Source organism: Couchioplanes caeruleus (genome assembly GCF_023499255.1).
Lineage (GTDB): Bacteria > Actinomycetota > Actinomycetes > Mycobacteriales > Micromonosporaceae > Actinoplanes > Actinoplanes caeruleus_A.
Genome location: NZ_CP092183.1, coordinates 4,011,247 through 4,035,853, shown reverse-complemented (window position 1 = coordinate 4,035,853; position 24,607 = coordinate 4,011,247). Strand labels below are relative to the sequence as shown.

Genomic DNA, 24,607 nt, shown 5'->3' with positions numbered 1-24,607 from the left:
GACGGTGGAGAGATGACAACGTCATCCGAAATTCAGGGCCTGCTCGTCGTGACCGGTGCGTCGACCGGGATGGGGGCGGCCACCGCGCGGGAGATGGCCCGCCGGGGGTTCCACGTGCTCGCCGGGGTGCGCCGCGACAGCGACGGAGCGGCCCTGCGCGCCGCCGGCATCGAGCCGGTGATCCTCGACGTCACCGACGCCGGCCACGTCGCGGCCCTGGCGGCTCGCATCGACCGGGACCCGCAACGGCGTCCGCTGCGGGCGCTGGTCAACAACGCCGGGATACCGGGGGCGGGCCCGATCGAAGTGACCCCGCTCGCCGACTGGCGGCGCCTGTTCGAGGTGAACCTCTTCGGCCACGTCGCGGTCACCCAGGCCCTGCTGCCGGCGCTGGTCCGCGGCGGCGGCCGCATCGTCAACATCACCTCGCTGAACGGCCGGATCGCCATGGCCGGCTACGGGCCGTACGCCGCCAGCAAGTTCGCCATGGAAGCCGTGAGCGACGCCCTGCGCAACGAGGTCGGCCCGCACGGCGTCCGCGTGGTGGTGGTCGAACCCGGCGGCGTCAAGACCGAGATGGTCGGCCACGGCACCGCGGCCCTGCGAGAGCTCGGCACGCGCCTGACCCGGGAGCAGGCCGATCGGTACGGCGCGCTGGTGCAGGCCCTGCCCGCCCACGTCGCCGCGTTCACCGAGGCGGGCACGACGGCCGAGGTCGCAGCGCGGACCATCGCCCGGGCGGTGACGGCCCGCAGGCCCCGGACCCGCTACACGATCGGGGCGACGGCTTCCTTGCTGACCCGGGCCGCCCGGGTCCGCCCCGACCGGATGCTCGACCGGCTGACGACCGCCGATCTGCGCAAACACTATCCGGACCGGGCCCGCGGACGCAGCGCCGCGGCGCACCCCGCCTGACCGGTCACCGTCCGGGCAGGCCGGAGGGGCGGCCCGGCGCGTCAGCGGGTGAGGGCCAGCCGGGCACCGAGGCCGAGCAGCGCCAGCCCGCTGAGCCCGTCGAGCCCGCGCCGCACCGCCGGCCGGGCGAACAGCCGCCGCAGCGCCGCGACCAGCACCGCCACCGTGCTGAACCACACCAGTGTGATCGCCACGGCGAGCAGCGAGAGCGTCAGCGTGTCGGACACGCCGGGCCGGGCGGGCAGGAACTGCGGCAGCAAGGCCAGGAAGAACACCGCGGCCTTCGGGTTCAGCGCGTTGCACAGCAGCCCGTCCCGGAAGGCGCCGCCCGCCGGGCCGGTCCCCACCGCGAGCGGGCCCGGCTTCGGCCGGGCGGCGGCGATCAGCGCGCGGACCCCCAGGTACGCCAGGTACGCCGCGCCCGCCCAGCGGATCGCCGCCAGCACCCCCGGGGCCGCCGCCACCAGGGCTGCCACCCCCGCGGCCGCCGCCACCGACCACAGGAAGACGCCCGAGGCGACACCGCTCGCCGCGGCCACGCCGGAGGCCCGCCCGCCGAGCGCGGCGCGGCGTACCACCACCGCGAAGTCCGGGCCGGGCGACATCGCGCCGATCGCGATCACGCCGGTGAACGCCAGTGCCTGAGTCGCCGTCGTCACGCCGGCCACCCTAACTAAGGTTGACCGGTGACATCGGTACGGGAGACGGTCGCGGCCGTGGTCGGCGGGCGGCTCGGCTACGAGGACGGGCTGGACCAGCTGACCGTCGCGCCCGCGGCCGAGGTCGATCCGGTGCTCGCGGGCGCGCTGTTCGACGCCACTGCGCGCCTGTTCCGGGCCGGCTGGCAACCGGCCGAGGTGCATCGGGTCGTCGCCCGGCGCGGCGACCCCGCCCACGCCCACCTGATCGTGGACGCGGTCGCCGCGTACCTGCGCGGGTTCAAGCCACGCGCCGTCGATCCGCGCTGGCGGGCCCAGGCCGACGGGCTCGACGCCCGCGCCTGGTGGGGCGCCGACGAGCAGTACGTCGGCCAGGTCGCGCGGCGGCGCCGGGCCGACCGGGTGAGCCTGATCGACGCGTTCCTGAGCGTGCTGAGCGTGCTCGCGGCACTACCGCCGCTGGACGTGCTCATCCCGCCGCCGGGGCAGGTGGCCCGGCCCGCGCCCAGGAACGCGAACGCGGCGCTGCTGGATCGCGTACGGGCCCTGCTGGCCAAGGCCGAGTCGACCACCTTCCCCGCCGAGGCGGAGGCGTACAGCGCCAAGGCCCAGGAGCTGATCTCGCGGCACAGCCTCGAGGAGGCGCTCGTCGGGGCCGGGGACGCGCGGGTCACCCCGTACGCCCGGCGCGTCGGCATCGACCACCCCTACGAGAGCGAGAAAGCCGCCCTGCTCGCCTCGGTGGCCGGGGCCAACCGCTGCCAGGTGGTGTGGTCGCCGGAGTTCGGGTTCGCCACGCTGTTCGGGTTCGACGCCGACATGGACGCGGTGGAGCTGCTGCACACGTCGCTGCTCGTGCAGGCGCACCGGGCCATGGCGCGCGACGAACCGCCCGGCGGCAAGGCGGGCCGCGCGCGGCTCAAGACCTTCCGGCAGTCCTTCCTGGTCGGGTACGCGGTCCGCATCGGCGAGCGGCTCGCGGAGGCGGACCGGGCCGCGCTGGCCGGCACGGGTGACGCCGCCGCCCTGCTGCCGGTGCTGGCCTCGCGCGAGGTGCAGGTCCGCGAGGCCCGGGAGCGGGCGTTCCCCCGCACGGTCCGCGGGCGGGGGCTGCGGGTGCACAGCGAGGAGGGCTGGGAGTCGGGCCGGACGGCCGCCGACGAGGCCACTCTCGCCTGATCATCACGCACAGTCTGATCTTGACTCCACTGTGTATGGTGCACGGGTGGAGACGACAACCGTGGCGCGCGTCATCGTGGCGGCCGGTGATCCGCACGCCACCGACCAGGCCACCCAGAAGCTGCTGAAGGAGCTGCACGAGCTGCGCGAGGTCATCGCCGTCGAGCAGGCCACGGTCGCCGGCACGACGGAGGGCGCCCGCAGCGCGGAGGCGATCGCGGTCGGCACGATGCTGCTGACCCTCGCCGCGACCCCCGAGGTGATCGGCGGCGTGCTGACGTACCTGAGCGGGTGGCTGCGCCGGCCCGGTAACCGCGGCTCGATCCGGTTCCGCGTCGGCGACAGGGAGATCGAGCTGAGCGACGCGACCCCGGCCGAGCGCCAGAAGATCATCGAGGCGTTCGTCAGGGAGTTGAGACGACGCTGAGCCATCGACGGGCGCTGATCATCGCGACGGAGGACTACACCGACCCCGCGTTCTCCCGGCTGCCCGGCACCGCCCGCGACGCCGAGGAGCTGTCCCGGGTGCTCGGCGACCCGCGCGTCGGCGACTTCGAGGTGACCGTCCTGGAGAACCCGGACGTGCGTACCGCGGGGCGGCGGATCGGCCAGTTCTTCGCCCTCGCGGCGCCCGGCGACATCCTGCTGCTGTCCATCGCCGGCCACGGCGTGCGCAACGACGAGGGCCACCTCTACTTCGCGGTCACCGACACCGTGCCCGACGCGCTCTGGGTCACGGCGCTGGCCGCCACGGACATCACCCACGAGATGGAGACCAGCCCGGCCCGCCGGATCGTGGTGCTGCTGGACTGCTGCTACGCCGGCGCCTTCGACGAACGCAAGGACCTCGTGCACGCCGGTCCCCGGCCGGCGCCCGCGCCGCCGGTGGGCTCGGCCGCGCCGGACGAGCTCGTGCCGGACGACGCGCACGTCCGCGGGCAGGTCGTCATCGCGGCGGCCACCTCCATCGAGCAGGCGGTCGAGGGCCGGACCGGCGGGCTCTTCACCCGCTGCGTCGTGGAAGGGCTGCGGACCGGCGACGCGGACCTCAACCGCGACGGCGAGGTCGACGCGCACGAGCTGCACCTGTACGTCCACGCGCGGATGAGCGAGCTCGGGGCCGGCGTCGAGCAGCACCCGACGTACTCGGTGCACCGGTTGCAGGGCATGCTGCGCCTGGCCCATCGCGCCCGCTCCCCGCTGCCACCCGGCCCTGCCCGGCCCTCCGAGCCGGACCCGGACGTCCCGCCCGATCCGCCGGACACCGCGGCGGCGGGCGGCCGCCGCGCCCCGCGGGCACTGCTGCTCGCCGCGGTCCTGCTGGCCGGCTGCGCGGTGCAGGCCGACACCCCGAGCACCGGCGGTTGCCCGACGCCCGCGCACGTCCGCGTCGCCGCGGACCCGGCGGGGATCGGCGCGTACCGGGACCTCGCCGCGGACTTCGAGGAGTGGGTCGCCGCCCGGCAGCACGGCTGCCGCTCCGCCGACATGTACGTGTACCCCGCCACCGCCGAGGAGATGACGGACGGGCTGCGGCACGGATGGGACCGCGGCGCGGACGGGCGGACGTACCTGCGGGACGTCGGCCCGCATCCCGACGTGTGGCTGCCCGGCGCGCGCGGTGAGGTGCCCGCGCTGGATCCGGCGTCGGCCACGGTGTCGGAGGTGGCCTGGACGCCCGTCGTGCTGGGCGTGCCGGAGAAGGCCGGGGTCACCGCCGGCGTCCGCCGGGCCGCGCTGCCGTGGCCCGACCTGTTCGACCTGGTCAGCCGCGCCGGCGGGGTGGTCCGCGGCGATCCCCGGACCTCCGCGGTCGCCGAGATGGCCACCGCCCGGCTGTACGCGGGCGCCACGATCGGCCCGGCCGCCGCCCGCACCCGCTACGAGCAGCGCATCGAGCGCGCGCTGGACGCGGGCACCTATCCGGTCGGCGACGAGGCGGGGCTGCTGTGCCGGCAGGCCGTCCTGCGCGGCACCGCGGCCGTCGTGGTCACCGAGCAGCAGCTGGTCCGCTTCAACCGCGGCGACCCGGCCGGCGGGCCGTGCACCCGCGGCGGTCCCCCGCAGGGCGGCGACCGGCTGCGCGCCTACTACCCCGCCGACACCCCGGCCGTGCGGCAGGTGGTGGTGACGCTCGACTGGCCGGCGCGGCAGCAGGCGGGCACCACGCGCTCGTACGCCGGATGGTTCGCCCGCTGGCTGCGGACCGACCCCGGCCGGGCCGCGCTGCTGCGCACGGGGCTGCGGCCGTACGCGTACGACGCCGGCGAGCCGCTCGGCACCGACTTCGGGGCCCTCGCCGACTGGCCGTTCGCGCGCGTGGTGCAGAGTGAGCCGGACGCGCTGACCCGCCGCGACGTGCAGAAGCTGTACGCCGGCGCCGGGCGCCCGGGACGGTTCCTGGTGGCGCTGGACGCCTCCGGCTCGATGGACACGGTCACCGCCGATCCCACCCGTACCCGATGGGAGGTCGCCGTGGCCGCGGTCGAGCGGGCCGCCGCCCGGCTCGGCGGGCGCGACCGGTTCGGGCTGCTCACCTTCGCCGGCACGGGCGGACGGGCCACCCGCGACCTGGTGCCGCTCGGACCGTCCGGACCGGACGCCGTGCGGCGGGTCCGCGCGGCCACCTCCCCGGTCCGGCCCGCCGGCGGCACCCCGCTGTACGAGGCCGTCCGCCGCGGCGCGGCCGCCCTGCGCGCCGGGCGCGGCGACGGCGATCCCCTGCGGACCCTCGTGGTGCTCACCGACGGCCAGGACACCAGCGGGCAGCCCCGGCCGACCGCGGCACAGACCGCCGGCGTCCGCGTCTTCGTCATCGCCGTCGGCTCGGTGACCTGCGCCGACACCGGGCTGCGGCAGGTCGCCGAGGGCACCGGCGGCCGCTGCTTCGACGCCGGCGCCGGCTCCCCGGAGCCCGTGCTCGGCAGCATGTTCCGGACGATCTGGGGATAGGGGGTGCGGCCGATGCGCATACGCGGCAAGCCGTGGTGGCTCTTCGCCGCCGGCAACCTGACCGGCGCTGCCGTGGCGGCCTCGCTGTTCCTGTTCGGACCGTTCGCCGGCCCGCCCGAGCTGGAGCCCGGCGAGCTGGTCGTGCTCAGCGGCCAGGACGACAGCACCGGCGGGCAGCGTCAGCACCTGATCGACCTCTGGAACGACAGCCACCCCGGCAACCGCGCCCGCATCGTCACCGTGCCGCAGGACGCCGACGGGCAGTGGTTCGAGATGGCCAACCGCGCCGAGGACGGCGACACCGACATCTTCAACCTCGACGTGGCGTGGACCGCGTACTTCGCCGACCCGCCGTCCGGGCGCCGACTCATCCGGCCCATCGACGAGGAGCTGCTGACCGAGCGGCCCGGCGATGCGTTCATGGCCAAGCCGCTGCAGACCTGCCGGTACGAGGGCCGGCTGTGGGCGCTGCCGTTCAACACCGACGCCGGCCTGCTCTACTACCGTACGGACCAGCAGCTCAAGCCACCGTTCACCTGGCCGGCCATCGAGGCGGCGGCGGGCCGGGCGGGCTTCGAGGGGGCGTACACCGGGCAGCTCGCCCGGTACGAGGGCCTCACGGTCAACGTGCTCGAGGCGGTGTGGGCGGCGGGCGGGCGCCTCGACGTGGCCGCCGACGGGCGGGTCAGCCTCGACCTGGACCGCTGGGACGAGGCCGTACGGCGGCTGACGCCCCGCCGCGACGCCGGGCCGCACGTGGTGCTGCCGGAGTCCACGTCGTTCGACGAGACCGGCAGCCGGGTCGCCTTCCAGGACGGCCGGGTGCTGTTCATGCGCAACTGGCCGGTCGCGTACCGCACGATGCTCGCCGGCGACCAGCCGCAGGCCGGCGGCGCGGGCGGCGAGCAGACCGGGCCGGGTCGCCGGCCGGTGCCGTTCGCGGTGACGAAGCTGCCCGGACCCAGCGTGCTCGGCGGGCAGAACCTCGCCATCTCCGAGCGGACGAAGAAGCCGAGGGCCGCCCAGGCGCTGATCGAGTTCCTCACGAACCAGCGCAGCCAGGAGATGCTGTTCGACCCGGGTGGCTTCGCCGCCACCCGGGCCGCGGTCTACGAGAACGAGACCATCAAGCAGAAATACCCGTACGCGCCGCTGCTGCGCGAGGCCGTCGACACCGCGCAGCTGCGCCCGATGTCACCGAACTACGTGGCCTTCAGCAAGCGGCTGAACCTGCAGGTGTCGCAGGTGCTGACCGGCCGGCAGCCGCGGCTGCCCCGGGACCTGGCCGACCAGCTGACCCGGGCCCTGCAGGGCAGGTGACCGCCCCCGGGCCCGGGTGGGCGGATCAGTGCCCGTGCAGCAGCTCGTGCGTGCGCTTGATCTGCGCCCACGACTTCGGCGCCTTGACCGCCGTCTTCGCGGCCAGCGCCCGCGCCTGGTTCCCGGTCAGCACGGGCTTGGACGGGGTGTACAGCCACGTCTGGAACAGCTCGTCGAGCTGCAGGCCGGAGATCTTCTCCGACAGCGCGATGAACTCCTCGGTGGTGGCGTTGCCGTAGCGGTGCTCCGCCGTCCAGGTGCGCAGGATCTCGAAGAAGTCGTCGTCGCCGACGGTCCGGCGCAGCTGGTGCAGCGTCATCGCGCCCCGGTCGTAGACGGCGTTGTCGAACAGCAGCGGCGCGGTGGGGTCACCGGGCTCCACCGTCCAGAAATCGGCCGGCTCCGTCGCGTACAGGTAATCGAAGATCTCGTCGGTCGTGCCCTCGCCCTGCGCCTCGGACCACAGCCACTCGGCGTAGCTGGCGAAGCCCTCGTTGAGCCAGATCTCCTTCCACTGCGCGACCGACACCGAGTCGCCGAACCACTGGTGGGCGTTCTCGTGCACGATGACCGAGGTGTTGGAACCGCCCCGGAAGAACGCGGCCGAGTAGTTGGGGCGGGTCTGGTTCTCCAGCGCGAAGCCGAGCGTGCCGGGCGGGGCGACGACGCCGCCGCGCGCCTCGAACGGCCACGGCCCGAAGACGGTGGCCTCCCAGTCGGTGATCTCCGCGGTGCGCTCCACGCTGGACCGCGCGGCCGCGTCGAAGGCCTCGGGCAGCAGCTTCGAGTACGCGTTGATCACGGGCTGGCCGTCCGCCGTGACGTCCCGGGTGATGTCGTACTGGCCGATCGCGAGCGACGCCAGGTAGGTGGCCTGCGGCTTCTCGGACCGCCAGTACCACCGGGTCCAGCCGAGGATCTCGGGCGTGGGGTTACGCGGCTGCACCCCGTTGCTGATCACCTCGACGCCGTCCGGCACCGCCACGGAGACGTCGAAGGTGGCCTTGTCGGACGGGTGGTCGTTGCTCGGGAACCACCACCAGGCCTCCTCCGGCTCCCCGACCGCGAGCGCGCCGTCCGGGGTCCGGACCCAGGCGGTGTACCCGGCCGCGACCTTGTTCGACGGCACCCCCGAGTACTGCACGACCACGGTCATCGCCTGCCCGTCGGACAGCGTGCGTGCCGGGGTGACGACCAGCTCGTGGTCGCCCTGCCGCACGAACGTGGCCGGCCGGTTGTTCACCTTGACCGAGGCGACGTCGAGGATGAAGTCCAGGTTGAACGAGCTGAGATCCTGCTCGGCGGTGGCCAGGATCGTGGTGGTGCCGGTGAGCCGGTCCTGGTCCGGGTAGTAGCGCAGCCGGATGTCGTAGTGGGAGACGTCGTAGCCGCCGTTGCCGTAGTCGGGGAAGTACTCGTCCCCCAGCCCCGCGCCACCGGGTGCGGGCGCGGCGGCGGCGGGAACGGCGGTCCCGGCGAGGGTCAACACGGTGGCGGCGGTCGCCACCAGGAGTCGTCGCACGGTCGGGAATCCTTCCGTCGGCGGACCGGGTCGGCGGTCCGGCGTGGATGAGTCACCCGCAACCTATCGAAGAATGTCGACGCCCGTCGGCCCGCGACGCTCCACCTCGAACCAGTAGCCGGTGCCTCACACGCCCCGGCGGAGCGCCTTCCGGGCTCGCCAGATCGTCAGCAGCGAGCGCAGCAGCCCCATCGGTCGCGGGTCGTCGAGGTCGCGGCCGATGCCCGGCGGGAGCTCGTCCGAGGGCTCGGGCAGGGGCGGCAACGGGCCGAGATCCAGCTTGGCCCGTACGGCGCCGAGGAGCCGGGTGACGTCCGCGGCCGCCGCCTGCGGGCCTCCGAGCGACGCCGCGGCGCGCGCCTCCACGCGGCCGGCACCGGCCCGTACCCCCGTCTCGCCGCCGAGCTCCGGGTCCGTCAGCTGAAGCTCGCAGTGCGCGATGCCGGAAGCAGCCCACCAGGCCGCCCAGGCGGGGTCCTGAGCGATCGCATGCCCGAGACGGTGGGCGGGTGTGTCCAGCGCGTGCAGGAGCTCGGCGAGCCGGTCCTCGAAGGCCGTGATCGTCGCCGTCGGTGCGCCGTACGCCGATCAGCGCCCAGAACTGGCCGGTCTACACGGCCGGAATTGTGCCAGGCAGGACCGTTATGCGAGTTCGGCGCGCAGCCTCTGGAGAACCTCGTCCAGGATGTCGGTCAACCGCCGGTCGTCGTCGCCGTCCAGCCACTCGGCGATGGAGACGCTCACCAGCGTCACGCAGGTCTCGGCGAGCAGGGCGGCGCGGGTGGGGTCGAGGCCGCGGGCCAGGAAACCCTCCCGGACCGCCTCGGCCAGGGCCGCCCGTTTGCGCAGGTCCCGCTCGCGCAGGCCCTCGTCGGAGCGGACGAGGTCGCGGCGGTGGCGCAGCGCGGCCCGGCGGCCCTCGAAGCGGGCCTCGGCGATGGTCCGCAGGCCCTGCACGATCAGCTCCATCGGCTCGGCGGCCTCGGACGCCTCGGCCATCAGCTTCGCGACCGTCGCCGGCATCTCGGCGTCGTCGGCGAAGAGCACCTCGCGCTTGTCCGCGAAGTGGCGGAAGAAGGTACGCGTGGTGAGGCCGGCGCGGGCGGCGATCTCGGGCACCGTCGTCGCCGCGAAACCCTGCTCGGCGAAGAGGTCGAGGGCCGCCGCCTGGAGGCGCTCCCGCGCACCCGGTTCCCATCTGCTCACGCCGCCAGTCTAGTGATGACATGCCGTGTCATCGGGCGTACCGTGATGACACGGCATGTCGTCATTCGGACGGCGCCGGACGAGGGCGGAGCTGTGCGATGACCGAGGTGTGGGTTCTGGGCGGCACCGGCCGCAGCGGGCGGGCGATCGCGACGGCGCTGCGGGAGCGGGACATCCGCCCGGTGCTGGCCGGTCGCGACGCGGAGCGCCTGACGGCGGCGGCCGGCGGTGACCGTACGGTTGTCGCGGCGTCGGTCGCGCAGACGGCGGCCGAGATCCGCCGGCAGCGGCCCGCGGTGGTCATCAACACGATCGGCCCGTTCACCGCGACAGCCCCGGAGCTCGTCCGGGCCTGTCTGCCCGCGAGCCACTACGTCGACCTGGCGAACGACATCGCCGCCGTCGCAGCCACGCTCGGAGGAAACGCTGCGGCCGCGGCGGCCGGCCGTACGGTCGTGACGGGCGCGGGGTTCGGGGTGACGGCGACCGAGAGCGTCGTCGTGAAGCTCTGCGAGGGGCGGGCGGCGCCGCAGCGCGTCCGCGTGGACATGGTCCCGTCCCTCGCCATGGAGGCGGGCGCGGTGGGCGAGGCGCTGGCCGGCACCCTGCTCGAAGGGCTGCCCGGCGTCGAGGGCGGCCGCCGTTTCCAGGGCCGCGGCTACCGCGGCGGGCGGCTGGTCGCCGCGCGGCTCGGGGGCGACGCCACCCGGCTCACGCTGCCCGACGGCACGGCGGTCACCACGGCGGGCATGCCGCTCGGCGAACTGATCGCGGCCCAGCGCGCCAGCGGCGCCCCCGACGTCGTCGCCGCGTCGAGCGAGGCCCCGTCCTCGCCGCTCGTGCGCGCCGTCCTGCCGCTGGCGACCGCGCTGCTCGCGGTCGGACCCGTACGGTCCTTCGCGAGGCGACGGCTGGCCGCGGTGACGGTCGCGGCCCGCCCGCGCCCACGGGAACACTCGTGGGGGCACGCGATCGCGCGCTGGGCGGACGGCACGACGCGCGAGGGCTGGCTGCGCCTCGGCGAGGCCCAGGCCTGGACCGGCGCGGTGCCGGCCGAGATCGCCCGCCGCCTGCTGGCCGGCGAGGGCCGGCCCGGCGCGTACACGCCGGCCGCACTCTTCGGCCCGTCCCTCGCCGAGTCCTGCGGCGGCGAATTCCTGACTGCCGAGATCACAAGATAGGTACGGGCACAGCGACGAACCGCCCCCACGGACGCGACCGGACCGCCCGGTCCGGGCCGTTGCGCGACCGCCGGTCTACGGTCGAGGGATGGACAGCACGGCCACCGGCCTCACCCTGCGCCGGGTTCTGCGCACCGACCTGGACGAGTTCGTCGCGCTGGAAACGGCACTGCGTGCCGGCGAGCAGCCTCCGCGCCCCGCGCCCGATCCCGCCGCCTCCGCCCGGTACCTGGCGGCGTTCTGCCGGGTGTGGGACGAGGGTGAGCTCGGCTACTGGGCGCTCGAGCTCGACGGACGGGTCGCGGGCTTCGGCGGCGTCCAGCCCAAGCTGTGGCGCGGCATCCGGTGCTGGAACCTGTACTACCGGCTGCACCCCGTCCACTGGGGACATGGACTGGCGACCGAGATGGCCACGGCGGCGATCGCGGCGGCTGCGGACGTACACCCGGACTGGCCCGTGCTGGTGGAGACGGACCCGGGCAACACCGCCGCGATCCGGGTGGCGCAACGCGCCGGGCTGCGACGGCAGCCGGAGCAGCCGGGCGACGAGTACGCCGTCCTGCTGCTCACCGCCCCGGGACGAACCCGGTAGCCACGCCCGCGAGCCGCAGCTTCGTCTCGTCCTCCGTACCCGGGGCCGCGCTGAGGACCACGATCTTGAGCTCGCCGTCGCTGAGCACGTCGCAGTCGACCTCGATCGGCCCCACCGCCGGATGCTGGACCACCTTGTGGTCCTCCCGGTGCGCGCCCACCTCCCCGGCCGCCCACAGCTCGGCGAAGCGGGCGTTGCCCGCCGCCAGGACCCGGATGAGCGCGGCCAGACGCTCGTCCGCCGGGAAGCGCCCGGTGGCCCGGCGCAGGTCGGACACGACGGCGGCCTCGACCGCGTCGCCGGCCGCGGAGAGCACCGGCCACTGCGACAGCCGGGGACCGGCCCCGCCGACCGGGAAGGTGTCGCGGGCGAAGTTGCGCAGCGCCGGCGGCACCGCCGCGGGGTCGCCCAGCAGCGCCGCCCAGGACGGGCTCCACCAGATCAGCTGCCAGTCCGCGGCGAAGACCGCGACGGCGGTGTCCCGCAACCGGTGCAGCACGCGGTGCACGCCGGGCGGGATGTGATCGGAGATCTGCCCGTCGCCCGGCGGGAGGAGCCCGGCCAGCCGGTACAGGTGGTCGCGTTCGGCGCCGGTCAGCCGCAACGCCCGGGCCAGCGCGGCGATCACCTGCGCGGACGGCGTGGTGAACCGGCCCTGCTCCAGGCGTACGACGTAGTCGACCGAGATGCCGGCGAGATCGGCGAGCTCCTCCCGGCGCAGCCCTTTCGCACGGCGGGCACGCCCGCTCGGCAGTCCCGCGGCCGCCGGGGTGAGGCGGTCACGCCAGGCCCGCAGGGTGGCGCCGAGCTCGGCCACGGAAGTCGTCACCAGCCGATTGTGCCGCGCGGGCGTACCCCCGGCCTGGTAACGCTTTTCCTACCGCCCCGGCGTCCCTGGCGCACGGCGCCGGCCCGCCCGACCGTGGAGGCATGACGATCACCTTCATCACCGGGGCCAACAAGGGCCTCGGCTACGAGACCGCCCGCCGTCTCGTCGAGCGCGGCCACACCGTGCTGCTCGGGGCCCGCGACGCCACCGCCGGGGCCGCGGCGGCCGACCGGCTCGGCGCCCGGTTCGTCCACGTCGACGTCACCGACGACGCGTCGGTCGCCGCCGCGGCCGCCGACGTGGAGCGCCACGAGGGGGCGGTCGACGTACTGATCAACAATGCCGGGGTGGCCGGCCCGTACGGCGACCCCAGCGCGCTGACCGGCGCGGAGGTCCTCGCCGTCCTCGACGTCAACGTCGCGGGCGTCGTCCGCACCACGACGGCGTTCCTGCCGCTGCTGCGGCGCTCGGCCGACCCGGTCGTCATCAACGTGAGCAGCGCCATGGGCTCGCTCGCGGCCACCCACGACCCGGCCCGGCCCGAATCGCGGGCGATCCACCCCGCCTACACGGCCTCGAAGGCGGCGCTCACGATGCTCACCACCCAGTACGCCAAGGCGCTGCCCGGCATCCGGATCAACGCGGCGGACCCGGGCTACACGGCCACCGACTTCAACGGCCACTCGGGCCCGCAGACGGTCACCGAGGGCACGGACGCGGTGGTCGCCCTGGCCACCGAGGGCCCGGGCCACGGGTCCGGCCGCTTCGTCGACCGCCACGGGGAGATCGCCTGGTCCTGAAGCACCCCGGCCGGGACCGTCACACCCGCCGTCCCCCACCCGTCGTGTCACGACGGGCGATACCGTGCGGGCCATGACCTTCTCGATCGTGGCGCGCTCGGCCGACGGCAGCGCGCTCGGAGTGGCCGTGGCCAGCAAGTTTCTCGGTGTCGGCGCGGCGGTGCCGGCCGCACTGGCCGGCGTCGGTGCGGTGGCCACCCAGTCGTACGCCAACCTCGCGTACCGGCCGCAGGCGCTGGCGCTGCTCGGCACGGGCGTGGCCGCGACGCAGACGGTGGCCGCGCTGATCGCGGGCGACGCCGGACCGGTGGACCACCGGCAGGTCGGGGTGGTCGGCGCCGAGGGCGACGGGGCCACGTTCACGGGTACGGCCTGCCACGCGTGGGCGGGCGGCACGGCCGGCGACGGCTTCGCGATCCAGGGGAACATGCTGGCCGGCCCGCACGTGGTCGACGACATGCGGGCCGCCTGGCTGGCGGGCGCCGCGCAGGAACGGCTGGCGTACCGGTTGGTGGCGGCGCTGCGCGCGGGTGACCGGGCGGGTGGTGACCGGCGCGGGCGGCAGAGCGCGGCGCTGCTGGTGGTCGCGAAGGGCATGGGGTACGGCGGCACCAGCGACGTGGTGGCCGACCTGCGCGTGGACGACCACCCGGACCCGGTGACCGAGCTGGGCCGCCTGCTGGAGATGCACACGCTGTACTTCGAGCGCCCGGACCCGGCGACACTGCTGGAGCTGACCGGCCCGCTCGCCGGCGAGGTGCGCGAACGCCTCGCCGCCGCGGGTCACGGGGCGGGACCGGCGGCGGCGGACCTGGACGAGGCGCTCGCGTCCTGGGCCGGCGTCGAGAACCTCGAGGAACGCGTCGTGGCCGGCCACATCGACCCGCTGGTCCTCGCGCACCTGCGGGCGGCTTCGTGAATTCGGCCGCCGGCGGCCCGCGTACCTGACAGGATCGGTTTGTCCGGTTCAGCGGGGAACGGGGAAGCGCATGCAGCAGGTCGAGCACGTGGCCGAGGCGGAGGCGCCCGGCGAGGCACGGGATCTGTCGCTGGGCGTGCTGGGCCTGGCGGCGGTCATGGCAGCGGTCGAGCGCCCGGCGCCGCGCCGCGCCCCGGGCCCGCCCGCCCCGGATGCGGAGCCGGCGGCGGCTCAGCCGCGCACATAGCTCCGTCCGGCCCGGATGCGGGGCCGCGGCGGCTCAGCCGCGCAGGTAGGCCAGCACCGCCCGGACCCGCCGGTGGTCGTCGGCGTCCGGTGGCAGGTCCAGCTTGGCGAGCAGGCTGCCGATGTGCTTCGCGACGGCCGCCTCGGTGACCACGAGCGTACGGGCGATCGCGGTGTTGGAGCGCCCCTCGGCCATGAGCGCCAGGACCTCCCGTTCGCGCGGGGTGAGGCGCCGCAGCGGGTCGCGGCGGCGGCCGAGGAGCTGCCGGACCACCTCCGGGTCGACGACCGTACGGCCGGCCGCCACCTGTTCCAGCGCGTCGACGAACTCCGTCACCTCGCCGATGCGGTCCTTGAGCAGGTACCCGACGCCCGCGGACCGGCCGGAGTCGAGCAGCTCGGCGGCGTACGTCTGTTCCACGTACTGGCTGAGCACCAGCACCGGCAGCTCGGGGTCGGCGGCGCGCAGGGCGATCGCGGCCTGCAGGCCCTCGTCGCTGAACCCGGGCGGCATCCGTACGTCCGTGACCACGATGTCCGGCTTCCCGGCGGCGACCGCGGCGTGCAGCGCGGGCGCGTCGGCGACGGCCGCGACCACCTCGTGGCCGAAGCGCCGCAGCATGCCGGCGATGCCCTCGCGCACGATGAGGCCGTCCTCGGCGATCACGACTCGCACGGGATCTCCACGTGCACGAGCGTAGGGCCACCGGGCGGGCTGGACAGCGACACGGTGCCGTCGACCGCCGCCACCCGGTCGGCCAGCCCGACGAGGCCGCTGCCCCGGCCGGGGTCCGCGCCGCCGCGCCCGTCGTCGCGCACGTCGAGATACAACCGGCCACCGTGGACGGTCGCGGTCACGGCGGCCCGGGTGGCCTGGCTGTGCTTGGCGACGTTGGCCAGCGCCTCGACCACGACGAAGTACGCCGCCACCTCCACCGCCTCCGGCAGCCGCCGGTCGATGCCCAGATCCAGGTCCACCGGTACGGGCGCGTGCCCGGCCGCGTCCCCCACGGCGGCGGCCAGCCCCCGGTCGGTGAGCACCTTGGGGTGCACGCCGCGGATCAGCTCGCGCAGCTCGGCGAGGGCCTGCCGGGCGAGGTCCTGCGCGGCCACCAGCGGCGCCTCCGCCGGTGAGCCCGCCGTGACCTCCAGGCGGGCCAGGCCGAGCTGCATGCTGAGCGCCACGAGCCGCTGCTGGGCGCCGTCGTGCAGGTCGCGTTCGATGCGCCGGCGTTCCACCTCGAACGCGTCGACGAGGCGGGCCCGGGAGCGGGTGAGCTCGACCAGCTTCGCGTCGGTGTCGTCGCTGCGGGGCGCCAGGATGGCCCGGGCCATGGCCGCCCGCGCGCCCGCCCAGGCCGTCACCGGGTACGCGGCGATGACCCACCCGATCGGCGCGAGCAGGGTCTGCGGCAGCGTGTACGCCAGCGGCCGGTCGGTCAGGTAGACCGGGGCGAACAGGAACGCCGTGGGCACGATCACGGCGGCGAAGACGACCGCCGCGTCGATCCAGCACAGCACCGCCGCGGAGACCATCGCGTAGCCCAGCTCGCGCCACGTGGCCTGTTCCCGCAGCCGGCACATCAGCCAGGCGCGCACACACGGCTTGTCCGGCCGCCGGTGCGGGTCGGGCAGCGCGTCGCGGTCGATGAGCCGCATCCGCCACCGCTCGAGCCGGCCGACCGCCACCCCGGACAGGATCGTGGCCACGTAGCCGGCCACGCCGATCACCACCACCGAGAGCACGAGGCCGGCGCCCAGCAGGCCCAGCACCACGAGGATCGTCGCGAAGCCGAGCAGCGCGCCGCCGGTCAGGTACGCCAGCGAGCGCCACGGCCAGGACGAGGCCAGGAAGCGCGTCGGGCGCATCGTCAGCGCGTCGAGGGCGTTGCGGACCGGCATGGTCAGTGACGCTACCGGCGAGGTGCACCGCGGACGGTAGCGCCAGGTATACCTTCGATCCTCGCCGCTGCGTGACTGTGCGGGGCCCCGGCGGCCGCCAGGCTCGTGCCATGACCATCACGACCATCGGCACGGCCGTCGAGCTGCGGGCCGTCACCAGGATCTACGGTACGGGCACAGCCGCCGTGACCGCCCTCGACGCGGTGGACGTGGCGATCCCGCCGGCCACGTTCACGGCGGTGATGGGCCCCTCCGGGTCCGGCAAGTCCACCCTGCTGCACTGCGCCGCCGGCCTCGACCGGGCGACCCGCGGCGAGGTGGTGATCGACGGCGTGCCGCTCGCCGGGCTGTCCGAGAAGGCGGTCACGAAGCTGCGCCGGGAACGGGTCGGCTTCGTGTTCCAGTCGTTCAACCTCATCCCGGCCCTGAGCGCCGAGCAGAACGTGTCGCTGCCGCTGCGCCTGGCGGGCCGACGGCCGGCGCCCGGGGACGTGCGCGCGATGCTCGCCGAGGTGGGCCTGGCCGACCGGGCGGGGCACCGGCCCAGCGAGCTGTCCGGTGGCCAGCAGCAGCGGGTGGCGATCGCCCGGGCGCTGGTGACCCGCCCGGCGGTGGTGTTCGCCGACGAGCCCACCGGCGCGCTGGACACCAGGGCGTCCCGGGAGGTGCTGCACCTGCTGCGCGCGGCGGTGGACCGGCACGCCCAGACCATCGTGATGGTGACGCACGACCCGTACGCGGCCGCTTTCGCGGATCGGGTGCTGTTCCTCGCCGACGGCCGGGTCGTCGACGAGCTGCCCGGCCCGTCCGGCGCGCCGGAGATCGCCCTGCGCATGGCCCGGCTGGAGGAGCGATGAGCCTCGCGTGGACCATGGTCCGGCACCGGTTCGCCGCGTTCGCCGGCACGTTCGTCGCGATCGCCCTGGGCGTGGCCGTGGTCGCGGGGGCCACGACCCTGTGGGCGTCCTCGCGTCCCGAGGCCCCGGCCCGCTACGGCGCGTCCCCCGTGCTCGTGCACTCCCCCAGCGTCGGCACCGGCCGCGACGGCTACCCCGAGTACCGCTCGTGGACGCCGGCGCGGGCCGCTGAGCTGGCCGCGCGGCTGGCGGTCCTGCCGGGTGTCGCCGCGGCGGTGCCCGATCCGGTCTTCTACGTGCAGCGGGTCGTCGGCGGCCGGGCGACCGGCGACCCGGACGCCGCCCGCGCCGACGGGCACGCGTGGTCGTCGGCGGTGCTCGGCGGCTACCGGCTCACCGCGGGCGTGGCGCCGCGGCGGGCCGGCGAGGTGGCGCTCGGCGGGGTGGCGCCGGGCACCCGCATCGACGTGCTGACCGGGCGCGGACCGGCCACGTGGACGGTCACCGGGACGGTGGACGGGCCCGGCTTCTACCTCGGCGACGAGGCCGCGCAGCAGCTCGCCGCCGGGGTGCGCGTGATCGGGCTGACCGTCACCGGCGACGCGGATACGGTCGCAGCCGCCGCCGGGTCCATCGTGGGCGGCGACGGGCTCGTGTTCAGCGGCAGGGAGAGGGACGAGCTCGAGGACGAGGCGGTGACGCGTACGCGGTGGCTGGGCGCGCAGTTGCTGATCGCGATGGTGACGCTCGGCGGGTTCGTGGCGGTGTTCGTGGTGGCGTCGACCTGTGCGCTCAGCGCCGCCCAGCGCCGGCGCGAGACCGGCCTGCTGCGGGCCGTCGGCGCGACGCCGGGACAGGTCGTACGCCTCATGTACGCCGAGACCCTCGTCGTCGCGGGGCTCGGCGGTGCGGTGGGCGTACCGCTGGGGGCGCTGACCGCTCCCCTGCTCGCGCCGCCGCTCGTGGCCGCCGGGCTGGAACCGGCGGGGTTCTCGGTGGCGGTGCAGCCGGCCGCGCTGGCCGGATCGTTCCTGCTGGGTGTCGTCGTGGCGCTGGCCGGGGTGTGGGTGGCTGCCCGCCGCTCGAGCCGCATCCCCGCCCTCGACGCCCTGCGCGACGCCGCGATCGACCGCCGGGCGATGACCGTGCCGCGCTGGATCGCCGGCCTGGCGACCGCGGCGGCGGGCGGCGGGCTGATGGCCGCGCTGCCGGCCCTGCCGGTGATGACGCGGACCTCGGCGGCGCTGGGCGCGGCGATGCTGCTGCTCGTCGGGGCCGCGCTGCTGGCTCCGGTGGTCATCGTGCCGATGGTGCGCCTGGTGACGTGGCCGTTCCGGCGCGGCGCCACCGGGATGCTGCTGCGCGAGAGCACGCTGACCGGCGTACGGCGGCTCGCCTCGACGGCCGCACCGGTGATGCTGACCGTGGGCTTCGCCGTGCTGATGACCGGCATGGTCGCCACCATCGAGGAGGCGGCCGGTATCGACCAGGCCGCCGGGCTGCCGGCCACGCTGGTGGCGGCCCCGGACGGGACCCCGGGGCTGGCGCCGTCCGTCGCGGCGAGGCAGCCGGGCGACTACGAGCTGACCACCGAGGTGCTGGTCACCATCGGCGCGACGACCAGCGGCCGGGACGCGAGGGGCGAGGCCGGGGTCAGCGGCATCCGGCTCTCCGCGGAGCTGAGGAACCGGCCGGAGTCGGTGGCCGTGGGTTTCCCCGACGGGACCACCACGACGCTGAAGGTGACCGGCACGCACGAGGGCCCCGAGGACCTCGTCGTCCTGCCTCGCGATCTGGTCCGCGAGCACGATCCGGCGGCGCTGGCCGGCGTCGTGCTGCTCGACGGTCCGGCCGTGCCGGTCGCCGGGATGAAGGTGCTGCCGGTCCGCGCGTACGTGCAGGAGCTGATCGACGCCGAGGGCCGGATCATCCGGATCTTCCTCGTCGTGCTGATCGGCCTGTCGGCCGGCTACACCGGGCTGGCTGTGGCGAACACCCTGCTCATGGCCACCTCGGCGCGGCGCGGCGAGTTCACCGCCCTGCGGCTGGCGGGCGGCGGCACCGGACACGTCCTGCGGCTGACCACCGGGGAGGCGCTGCTGAGCGTGGCGGTGGGTAGCGTCCTGGGTGGCGCGGTCGCGGCGGCCGCGCTGCTGGGCATGCGCAACGCGGTCGAGGAGGAGCTGCAGCAGGCGGTCCGGCTGGTCGTGCCGTGGGGCCAGAGCGGTCTCGTCGTGCTGGTCTGCGCGGCCGTCGCGGTGGCGGCGGCGAGCCTGCCGGTGCTGCGGGCGCGGCCGCGGTGAAACACGACCGAAACGGAGGGTTCTTCCCGCGCGCCCGGCATGCTGAGCTGGAGCCCGACGTCGAAGCGGATCTGCGCAAGGAGTCCCACGCATGCTCAACCTCTCCGTGTTCCTGGAGGACAGCGCCCGGCACTACCCCGAGCGCGCGGCGGTCGTGCTGGGCGACCAGCGGATGTCGTACGCCCAGGTGAACGCGGCCGCGAACCAGATCGCCAACCTGCTCGTGTCGCGCGGCATCCGGCCGGGCGACAAGGTGGCCCTGTCCTGCCCGAACCTGCCGTACTTCCCGGTGGTGTACTACGGCATCCTCAAGGCGGGCGCGGTGGTGGTGCCGCTGAACGTGCTGCTCAAGGGCCGGGAGATCGCGTACCACCTGGCCGACTCGCAGGCGAAGGCGTACTTCTGCTTCCAGGGCACGGCGGAGCTGCCGATGGGCGCCGAGGGGCACGCGGGCTTCGGTCAGACGCAGGACTGCGAGCACTTCTTCCTGATCACCGCCGACCCGGCCGCCGCCTCGCCGATCGAGGGCACCGAGACCCTCGGGCAGGCCCTCGCGGGGCAGTCGCCGGTCTTCGAGACCGTGCTCGCCGCCGAGACCGACCCGGCCGTCATCCTCTACACCAGCGGCACGACCGGGCAGGCCAAGGGCGCCGAGCTGAGCCACTCCAACCTGGTCCTCAACGCGCTGACCTGCAACCGGCTGTTCCAGTCGCGCCCGGGCACCGACACGCACCTGCTGGTGCTGCCGCTGTTCCACTCGTTCGGCTCCACCGTCAACATGAACGCCGGCTTCTCCTCGGCGGCCACGCTCGTGCTGATGCCGCGCTTCGAGGCGGCCGGCGCGGTCAAGCTGCTGGAGAACGAGAACGTGACATTCTTCGCAGGCGTACCGACGATGTACTGGGGCCTGCTCAACGCCCTCTCCGAGGGCGTGGACGTGGAGCGGATCGCCCGCACCATGCGCATCGCCGTCAGCGGCGGTTCCAGCCTGCCCGTCGAGATCATCAAGGAGGTGAGGACCCGGCTCGGCGTCCAGATCCTCGAGGGGTACGGCCTCAGCGAGACCTCACCGGTGGCCACGTTCAGCGACCCGGACAGCGAGCCGCGGCCCGGCTCCATCGGCATCCCGATCTGGGGCGTCGAGGTGAAGCTGATCGACCCGGAGTGGAACACCGTCGAGGGTGAGGACGAGATCGGCGAGATCGCGATCCGCGGCCACAACATCATGCGCGGCTACTACAACCGGCCGGAGGCCACCGCCGAGGTCATGAACAACGGCTGGTTCCGCACCGGCGACCTCGGCCGGCGCGACAAGGACGGCTTCTACTACATCGTCGACCGCGCCAAGGACATGATCATCCGGGGCGGCTTCAACGTGTACCCGCGGGAGATCGAGGAGGTGCTGATGACCCACGAGGCCGTGTCGCTGGCCGCGGTCATCGGCGTGCCGCACCCCAGCCACGGCGAGGAGGTCAAGGCGTACGTGATCCGCAAGGCGGGCGCCACGGTCACCGAGGAGGAGCTCGTCGCCTGGTCCCGCGAGCAGATGGCCAGTTACAAGTACCCGCGCATCGTCGCGTTCGTGGAGGCACTGCCGATGACCGCCACCGGCAAGCTGCTCAAGCGCGAGCTGTCCTGACCCCGTCGGCGCGTCCGGTGCCGCTGATGATCGTTTGCGTGGGTACGGCACAGTGAGCGGTGTCGACCGGCACCACGGAGGAAGCTTGAGCACAGCGCAGCTCGACCGGGTGGCGCCCGTCCCGGGCCCGGTGGCGGACCCGGCGCCGGGCGGGCTCCTGCGGCGCGTCCGGGGCCTGCGCCACACGTCGCCGGGCCGCCTGCAGCTGCTGCTCACGGCGCTGCTCGTGTTCGGGGTGCTCACCGGTCTGGTCGCCGGCCTGACCGCCGCCTCGGCCCGGGCCGGCACCGACGACCTCGGCGACCGGGCGCAGCCGCTGCTGGTGGAGGCCGAGACGATCTACTCGACGCTCGCCGACGCCGACACCACCGCCGCGCAGGCGTTCCTGGCCGGCGGCCTCGAACCGGCCGAGCTGACCCGCCGCTACGAGGGGGACCTCGAACGGGCCACGACCGCGCTGATGTCCGCGGCCCGGCGCACCCCGCCGGAGGGGCCGGCCGCGGAGGCGATCCGCGCGCTGTCGGCCGGCATCCCCCGGTACGCGGCCCTCGTGGCCAGCGCCCGGGCCAACAACCGCCAGGGGCTGCCGGTCGGCGCGTCGTACCTGTCGACCGCCTCGCAGCTCAGCCGCGACTCGCTGCAGCCGCAGGCCCAGGTGCTGTTCCGCAGCGCGCGGGCCGAGGTGGACGAGGGCTACGGCGGCGCACGCAGCTCGTGGTGGTCCGCGCTGCTCGTGGTCCTGCTGGTGGCGCTGCTCGCGACGCTGCTGGTCACCCAGGTCCACCTGAGCCGCTCGACCCGCCGTACGTTCAACGTCCCACTGCTCGTGGCCACCGCCGTGACGCTCGCGCTGACCCTGACCACCGCGGTGGTGCTCACCGGGCAGCGCTCGCACCTGACCGGCGCGGCCCGCGACGGTTCGGCGCCGGTGGCGCTGCTCGCCGAGGCGCGGATCTACGCCCTGCGCGAGCGCGGCGACGACGCGCTCACCCTCGTGGCCCGGCAGGGTTCGCCGGAGCCGGGCAAGGACCCGTACGAGGCGAACAGCCGGGAGCTGACCCGCCGGCTCGACCAGGCCGGACGTGGCGCCGCCGGCCCCGCCCGCGCGGCCCTGGAGTCCGCCGCCCGCAACCGCCGGGACTGGGAGAACGCCCACGAGCGGATCCGCGCACTCGACGAGGGCGGTCGCTACGACGACGCCGTGAAGCTGGCGGTCGGCGAGCCGACGACGCGCAGCTTCACCGCGCTCACCGGCGACCTGGGCCGCGCGCTGGAGGACCGCAAGGCCGCCTTCACCCGCGAGATCGACGCCGCCGGGCGCGGGCTGGGCCTGCTCACCGTCCTCGGGCCGCTGCTGGCGCTGGCGGTCTGCGCCCTCGCCGCCGCCGGCCTGCGGGCCCGCCTCGAGGAGTACCGCTGATGCGCGCCCGTGCCGCCACCGCCGTCGCCGTCCTGCTCGTGAGCCTCGCCGGCGGCTGTTCCGGCGACTCGTCGCGACCGCGGGCCGAGGCCTCCGCCGCGCCGTCGGCCCCGCCCGCCGCGTCGGGGCCCGGCACGCCGGCCGACACGTCCTGCAAGCCGCGGGCCAGCCGCCGGCCGGCCGGGCCGCTGCCGAAGCCCGGCGCGATGCCGGCCGGCACGTACATGCGCACGATCCAGGACCGCGGCCGGCTCATCCTCGGCACCAGCCAGGACACGCTGCTGTTCAGCTCGCGCAACCCGTTCACCGGCAAGATCGAGGGCTTCGACGTGGACATGGGCCGGCAGATCGCCGCGGCCATCTTCGGCGACCCCGACAAGATCCAGATCAGGGTCATCGGGTACGACGACCGCGTCGAGGCCGTGGACGCCGCGGAGCCGGTCGACCTCGTCGCCGACACGATGACCGCCAACTGCGACCGGTGGGGCGACGTGGACTTCTCCACCATCTACTACGACGCCGGGCAGAAGGTGCTGGTGTCGTCCACCTCGGACGCCCGCGGCATCGGCGACCTGGGCGGCCGGAAGGTGTGCGCCGCGCAGGGCTCGACTTCCTACGACAACATCGCGGCCGCCGCCTCGCACCCCGTCCCGGTGGCGCGGGCGGGGTTCGCCGACTGCCTGGTCGCCTTCCAGCAGAACGAGGTCGACGCCATCTCCACCGACGACACGATCCTCGTGGGGCTGGCCGCGCAGGACCCGTACGCGGAGGTCGTCGGGCCGCGCATGTCGCAGGAGCCGTACGGCATGGCGATCTCCCAGAAGCACCCCGAGTTCACCCGCTTCGTCAACGCGGTGCTCGAGCGCAACCGGGCGAACGGCACCTGGAAGAAGACGTACGAGCGCTGGCTCGGCGACCTCGGACCCGCCCCGCGCCCGCCCGCCGCGCAGTACCGGGACTGACCGCGGCGATGAGCGCACCCTTCACCGACCTGCTCGCCCGTGCCGACGCCGAACTGGCCCGGCTCGAGGCGGCCGCCGCGGCGATCGCCACGAACCTGGTCGACCTCGACGACTCCGGCGCCCGCAAGGACCTGGACCGCACCGCGCTGACCGGGCAGACGGCCGCCGCCTGGGCGGACGCGACCGCCGCGCTGACCCAGCTGTGGGACGGCTACGGCCAGCTCACCGCGCTGATCACCGCGGCCCGCTCGGCGCGGCAGCAGCGCCGCTTCGGCGACCGGGAGCGGTCGGCGTACATCGACCAGGTACTGGGCCGCTCGATCACGCTGTCCACGACCACCGTGCCGCTGGCCGCCCGCGGGCTGCTGGGCGCCGGAAAGGTCACCCGGTCCTGCTCCCCCGCCGAGCTGCTGTCCGCGATGGAGGCCGCGTTCCAGGTCGCGGTGGGCGTGGCGACGCGGGCCGGCGACGTGTGGCACCGGCTGCTGCCCGAGGCCGCGGACGCCGCCGCCCGGATCGCCACGCTGCGCACGCTCACCCGCTCGGCCCTGCTCGACCAGGCGGACCGGCGCCTCGGGGAGCTCACCGCACGGCTGGCCGGCGATCCGCTCGGCTGCGACGAGAGAGCGCTTGCCGAGGTTTGCGCGCTGATCGACCGGGCGGACGCCGAACGTACCTCCGCCGACGAGCTGCGCGAGGCCCTGACCCAGCGCCTCGCCGACGCGCACGGCCTGGCGACCCGGCTGGCGGCCGCCGCGCACACCGCCGCGGCCGCCGAGGAGCGGGCTGCGGGGCGGTTCCCGGACGCCGCCGTCGCCACGGTGGCCGGCCCGGACCTGGGTCCCGACCTCGCCGCGATCGACGCGCTCGCCGCCGCCGGGCACTGGGCGCTGATCAGCCCGCGCCTGGCCGCGTGGACCCGGCAGGCCCGCGAACGCCTCGCCGGGCTGGAGGCGGCCGCCGCGCGCAACGCCCGGCTGCCGGCCGCGCGGGACGAGCTGCGGGGGCGGCTGGGGGCGTACGAGGCCAAGGCGGCCAGCCGCGGGGTGGCCGAGGATCCCGTTCTCGCCCCGCTCGCCGAGCGCGCCCGCGGGCTGCTCTACACCGCACCGTGCGATCTCGAGGCCGCGCGGGCCGCCGTGGCCGCGTACCAGGACGCGGTGTCCGCGCTGACGACCGCGAGGGAGGGCCGCCGATGACATGC

At 75.2% G+C, this 24,607-nt stretch carries 23 protein-coding genes; 16 read left to right on the top strand and 7 right to left on the bottom strand.

Going from position 1 to position 24,607, the window contains the following annotated elements; genetic code table 11:
- Positions 1 to 12 precede the first annotated feature (12 nt).
- Positions 13 to 915 (top strand): SDR family oxidoreductase, encoded by a 903-nt coding sequence (locus COUCH_RS18620; protein WP_249613358.1) that lies wholly within the window; start codon positions 13 to 15, stop codon positions 913 to 915.
- A gap of 41 nt (positions 916 to 956) precedes the next feature.
- On the opposite strand, the gene COUCH_RS18615 is transcribed toward COUCH_RS18620, so the two are convergent.
- Entirely contained in the window at positions 957 to 1,574 is a 618-nt protein-coding gene (locus COUCH_RS18615) for a LysE family translocator (RefSeq protein ID WP_249613357.1), read from the bottom strand.
- A 27-nt stretch (positions 1,575 to 1,601) separates the two neighbouring features.
- Here COUCH_RS18615 and COUCH_RS18610 point away from each other — a divergent pair, with 27 nt between their 5' ends.
- From COUCH_RS18610 to COUCH_RS18595, 4 genes are read left to right on the top strand one after another with little or no spacing between them, the layout of a single operon-like run.
- Positions 1,602 to 2,753 carry a DUF2786 domain-containing protein gene (locus COUCH_RS18610; RefSeq protein ID WP_249613356.1) on the top strand — a complete coding sequence of 384 codons (1,152 nt, stop codon included), beginning with the start codon at positions 1,602 to 1,604 and terminating at the stop codon, positions 2,751 to 2,753.
- Positions 2,754 to 2,799: 46 nt separating this feature from the next.
- Positions 2,800 to 3,180: a hypothetical protein gene (locus tag COUCH_RS18605; RefSeq protein ID WP_249613355.1), complete on the top strand. Its 381-nt coding sequence runs from the start codon at positions 2,800 to 2,802 to the stop codon at positions 3,178 to 3,180.
- Positions 3,177 to 5,705: a caspase, EACC1-associated type gene (locus COUCH_RS18600; protein WP_346016007.1), complete on the top strand. Its 2,529-nt coding sequence runs from the start codon at positions 3,177 to 3,179 to the stop codon at positions 5,703 to 5,705. Before COUCH_RS18605 ends, COUCH_RS18600 begins: the two co-directional genes overlap by 4 nt.
- Positions 5,706 to 5,717: 12 nt before the next feature.
- Complete coding sequence (locus COUCH_RS18595) at positions 5,718 to 7,025, top strand: extracellular solute-binding protein (protein ID WP_249613354.1); 1,308 nt, start codon at positions 5,718 to 5,720, stop codon at positions 7,023 to 7,025.
- A 25-nt stretch (positions 7,026 to 7,050) separates the two neighbouring features.
- Here COUCH_RS18595 and COUCH_RS18590 read toward each other — a convergent pair whose 3' ends face one another.
- The 3 genes from COUCH_RS18590 to COUCH_RS18580 all read right to left on the bottom strand — a co-directional run bounded on the left by COUCH_RS18590 (position 7,051) and on the right by COUCH_RS18580 (position 9,753).
- On the bottom strand, positions 7,051 to 8,547 hold the full coding sequence (locus COUCH_RS18590; protein WP_249613353.1) for a M1 family metallopeptidase: 1,497 nt from the start codon (positions 8,545 to 8,547) through the stop codon (positions 7,051 to 7,053).
- A gap of 126 nt (positions 8,548 to 8,673) precedes the next feature.
- Positions 8,674 to 8,913: a hypothetical protein gene (locus COUCH_RS18585; protein ID WP_249613352.1), complete on the bottom strand. Its 240-nt coding sequence runs from the start codon at positions 8,911 to 8,913 to the stop codon at positions 8,674 to 8,676.
- Positions 8,914 to 9,189: 276 nt separating this feature from the next.
- Positions 9,190 to 9,753 (bottom strand): TetR/AcrR family transcriptional regulator, encoded by a 564-nt coding sequence (locus COUCH_RS18580; RefSeq protein ID WP_249613351.1) that lies wholly within the window; start codon positions 9,751 to 9,753, stop codon positions 9,190 to 9,192.
- Positions 9,754 to 9,851: 98 nt separating this feature from the next.
- Between COUCH_RS18580 and COUCH_RS18575 the strand changes: the two genes are divergently transcribed.
- Positions 9,852 to 10,934 (top strand): hypothetical protein, encoded by a 1,083-nt coding sequence (locus tag COUCH_RS18575; protein WP_249613350.1) that lies wholly within the window; start codon positions 9,852 to 9,854, stop codon positions 10,932 to 10,934.
- An 88-nt stretch (positions 10,935 to 11,022) separates the two neighbouring features.
- Complete coding sequence (locus tag COUCH_RS18570; RefSeq protein ID WP_249613349.1) at positions 11,023 to 11,526, top strand: GNAT family N-acetyltransferase; 504 nt, start codon at positions 11,023 to 11,025, stop codon at positions 11,524 to 11,526.
- Here the strand turns inward: COUCH_RS18570 and COUCH_RS18565 are convergent.
- Positions 11,501 to 12,355, bottom strand: coding sequence for a helix-turn-helix domain-containing protein (locus COUCH_RS18565; protein WP_249613348.1), 855 nt, complete (start codon positions 12,353 to 12,355; stop codon positions 11,501 to 11,503). The genes COUCH_RS18570 and COUCH_RS18565 overlap by 26 nt on opposite strands.
- Before the next feature lie 101 nt (positions 12,356 to 12,456).
- Between COUCH_RS18565 and COUCH_RS18560 the strand changes: the two genes are divergently transcribed.
- From COUCH_RS18560 to COUCH_RS18550, 3 genes are all read left to right on the top strand, one after another.
- Complete coding sequence (locus COUCH_RS18560; protein ID WP_249613347.1) at positions 12,457 to 13,155, top strand: SDR family NAD(P)-dependent oxidoreductase; 699 nt, start codon at positions 12,457 to 12,459, stop codon at positions 13,153 to 13,155.
- A 73-nt stretch (positions 13,156 to 13,228) separates the two neighbouring features.
- Positions 13,229 to 14,074 (top strand): DUF1028 domain-containing protein, encoded by an 846-nt coding sequence (locus COUCH_RS18555; protein ID WP_249613346.1) that lies wholly within the window; start codon positions 13,229 to 13,231, stop codon positions 14,072 to 14,074.
- 70 nt (positions 14,075 to 14,144) lie between these two features.
- A complete protein-coding gene (locus COUCH_RS18550; RefSeq protein WP_249613345.1) occupies positions 14,145 to 14,321 on the top strand; it encodes a hypothetical protein in 177 nt (58 codons plus the stop codon).
- Between the two features lie 33 nt (positions 14,322 to 14,354).
- Here COUCH_RS18550 and COUCH_RS18545 read toward each other — a convergent pair whose 3' ends face one another.
- Positions 14,355 to 14,942, bottom strand: a complete 588-nt coding sequence (locus COUCH_RS18545) for a LuxR C-terminal-related transcriptional regulator (protein ID WP_249613750.1) — start codon at positions 14,940 to 14,942, stop codon at positions 14,355 to 14,357.
- Positions 14,943 to 14,983: 41 nt separating this feature from the next.
- Positions 14,984 to 16,222, bottom strand: coding sequence for a sensor histidine kinase (locus COUCH_RS18540; protein WP_249613344.1), 1,239 nt, complete (start codon positions 16,220 to 16,222; stop codon positions 14,984 to 14,986).
- A gap of 110 nt (positions 16,223 to 16,332) precedes the next feature.
- Between COUCH_RS18540 and COUCH_RS18535 the strand changes: the two genes are divergently transcribed.
- From COUCH_RS18535 to COUCH_RS18510, 6 genes are all read left to right on the top strand, one after another.
- On the top strand, positions 16,333 to 17,079 hold the full coding sequence (locus tag COUCH_RS18535) for an ABC transporter ATP-binding protein (protein WP_249613343.1): 747 nt from the start codon (positions 16,333 to 16,335) through the stop codon (positions 17,077 to 17,079).
- Entirely contained in the window at positions 17,076 to 19,382 is a 2,307-nt protein-coding gene (locus tag COUCH_RS18530; RefSeq protein ID WP_249613342.1) for an ABC transporter permease, read from the top strand. Before COUCH_RS18535 ends, COUCH_RS18530 begins: the two co-directional genes overlap by 4 nt.
- A gap of 91 nt (positions 19,383 to 19,473) precedes the next feature.
- Positions 19,474 to 21,021 carry a long-chain-fatty-acid--CoA ligase gene (locus COUCH_RS18525; protein ID WP_249613341.1) on the top strand — a complete coding sequence of 516 codons (1,548 nt, stop codon included), beginning with the start codon at positions 19,474 to 19,476 and terminating at the stop codon, positions 21,019 to 21,021.
- Between the two features lie 85 nt (positions 21,022 to 21,106).
- The gene (locus COUCH_RS18520; protein ID WP_249613340.1) at positions 21,107 to 22,441 is read left to right on the top strand and encodes a hypothetical protein; all 1,335 of its coding nucleotides are present in this window, start codon (positions 21,107 to 21,109) and stop codon (positions 22,439 to 22,441) included.
- A complete protein-coding gene (locus tag COUCH_RS18515; RefSeq protein ID WP_249613339.1) occupies positions 22,441 to 23,403 on the top strand; it encodes a glutamate ABC transporter substrate-binding protein in 963 nt (320 codons plus the stop codon). Before COUCH_RS18520 ends, COUCH_RS18515 begins: the two co-directional genes overlap by 1 nt.
- 8 nt (positions 23,404 to 23,411) lie before the next feature.
- Complete coding sequence (locus tag COUCH_RS18510) at positions 23,412 to 24,602, top strand: hypothetical protein (RefSeq protein ID WP_249613338.1); 1,191 nt, start codon at positions 23,412 to 23,414, stop codon at positions 24,600 to 24,602.
- Positions 24,603 to 24,607 lie beyond the last annotated feature (5 nt).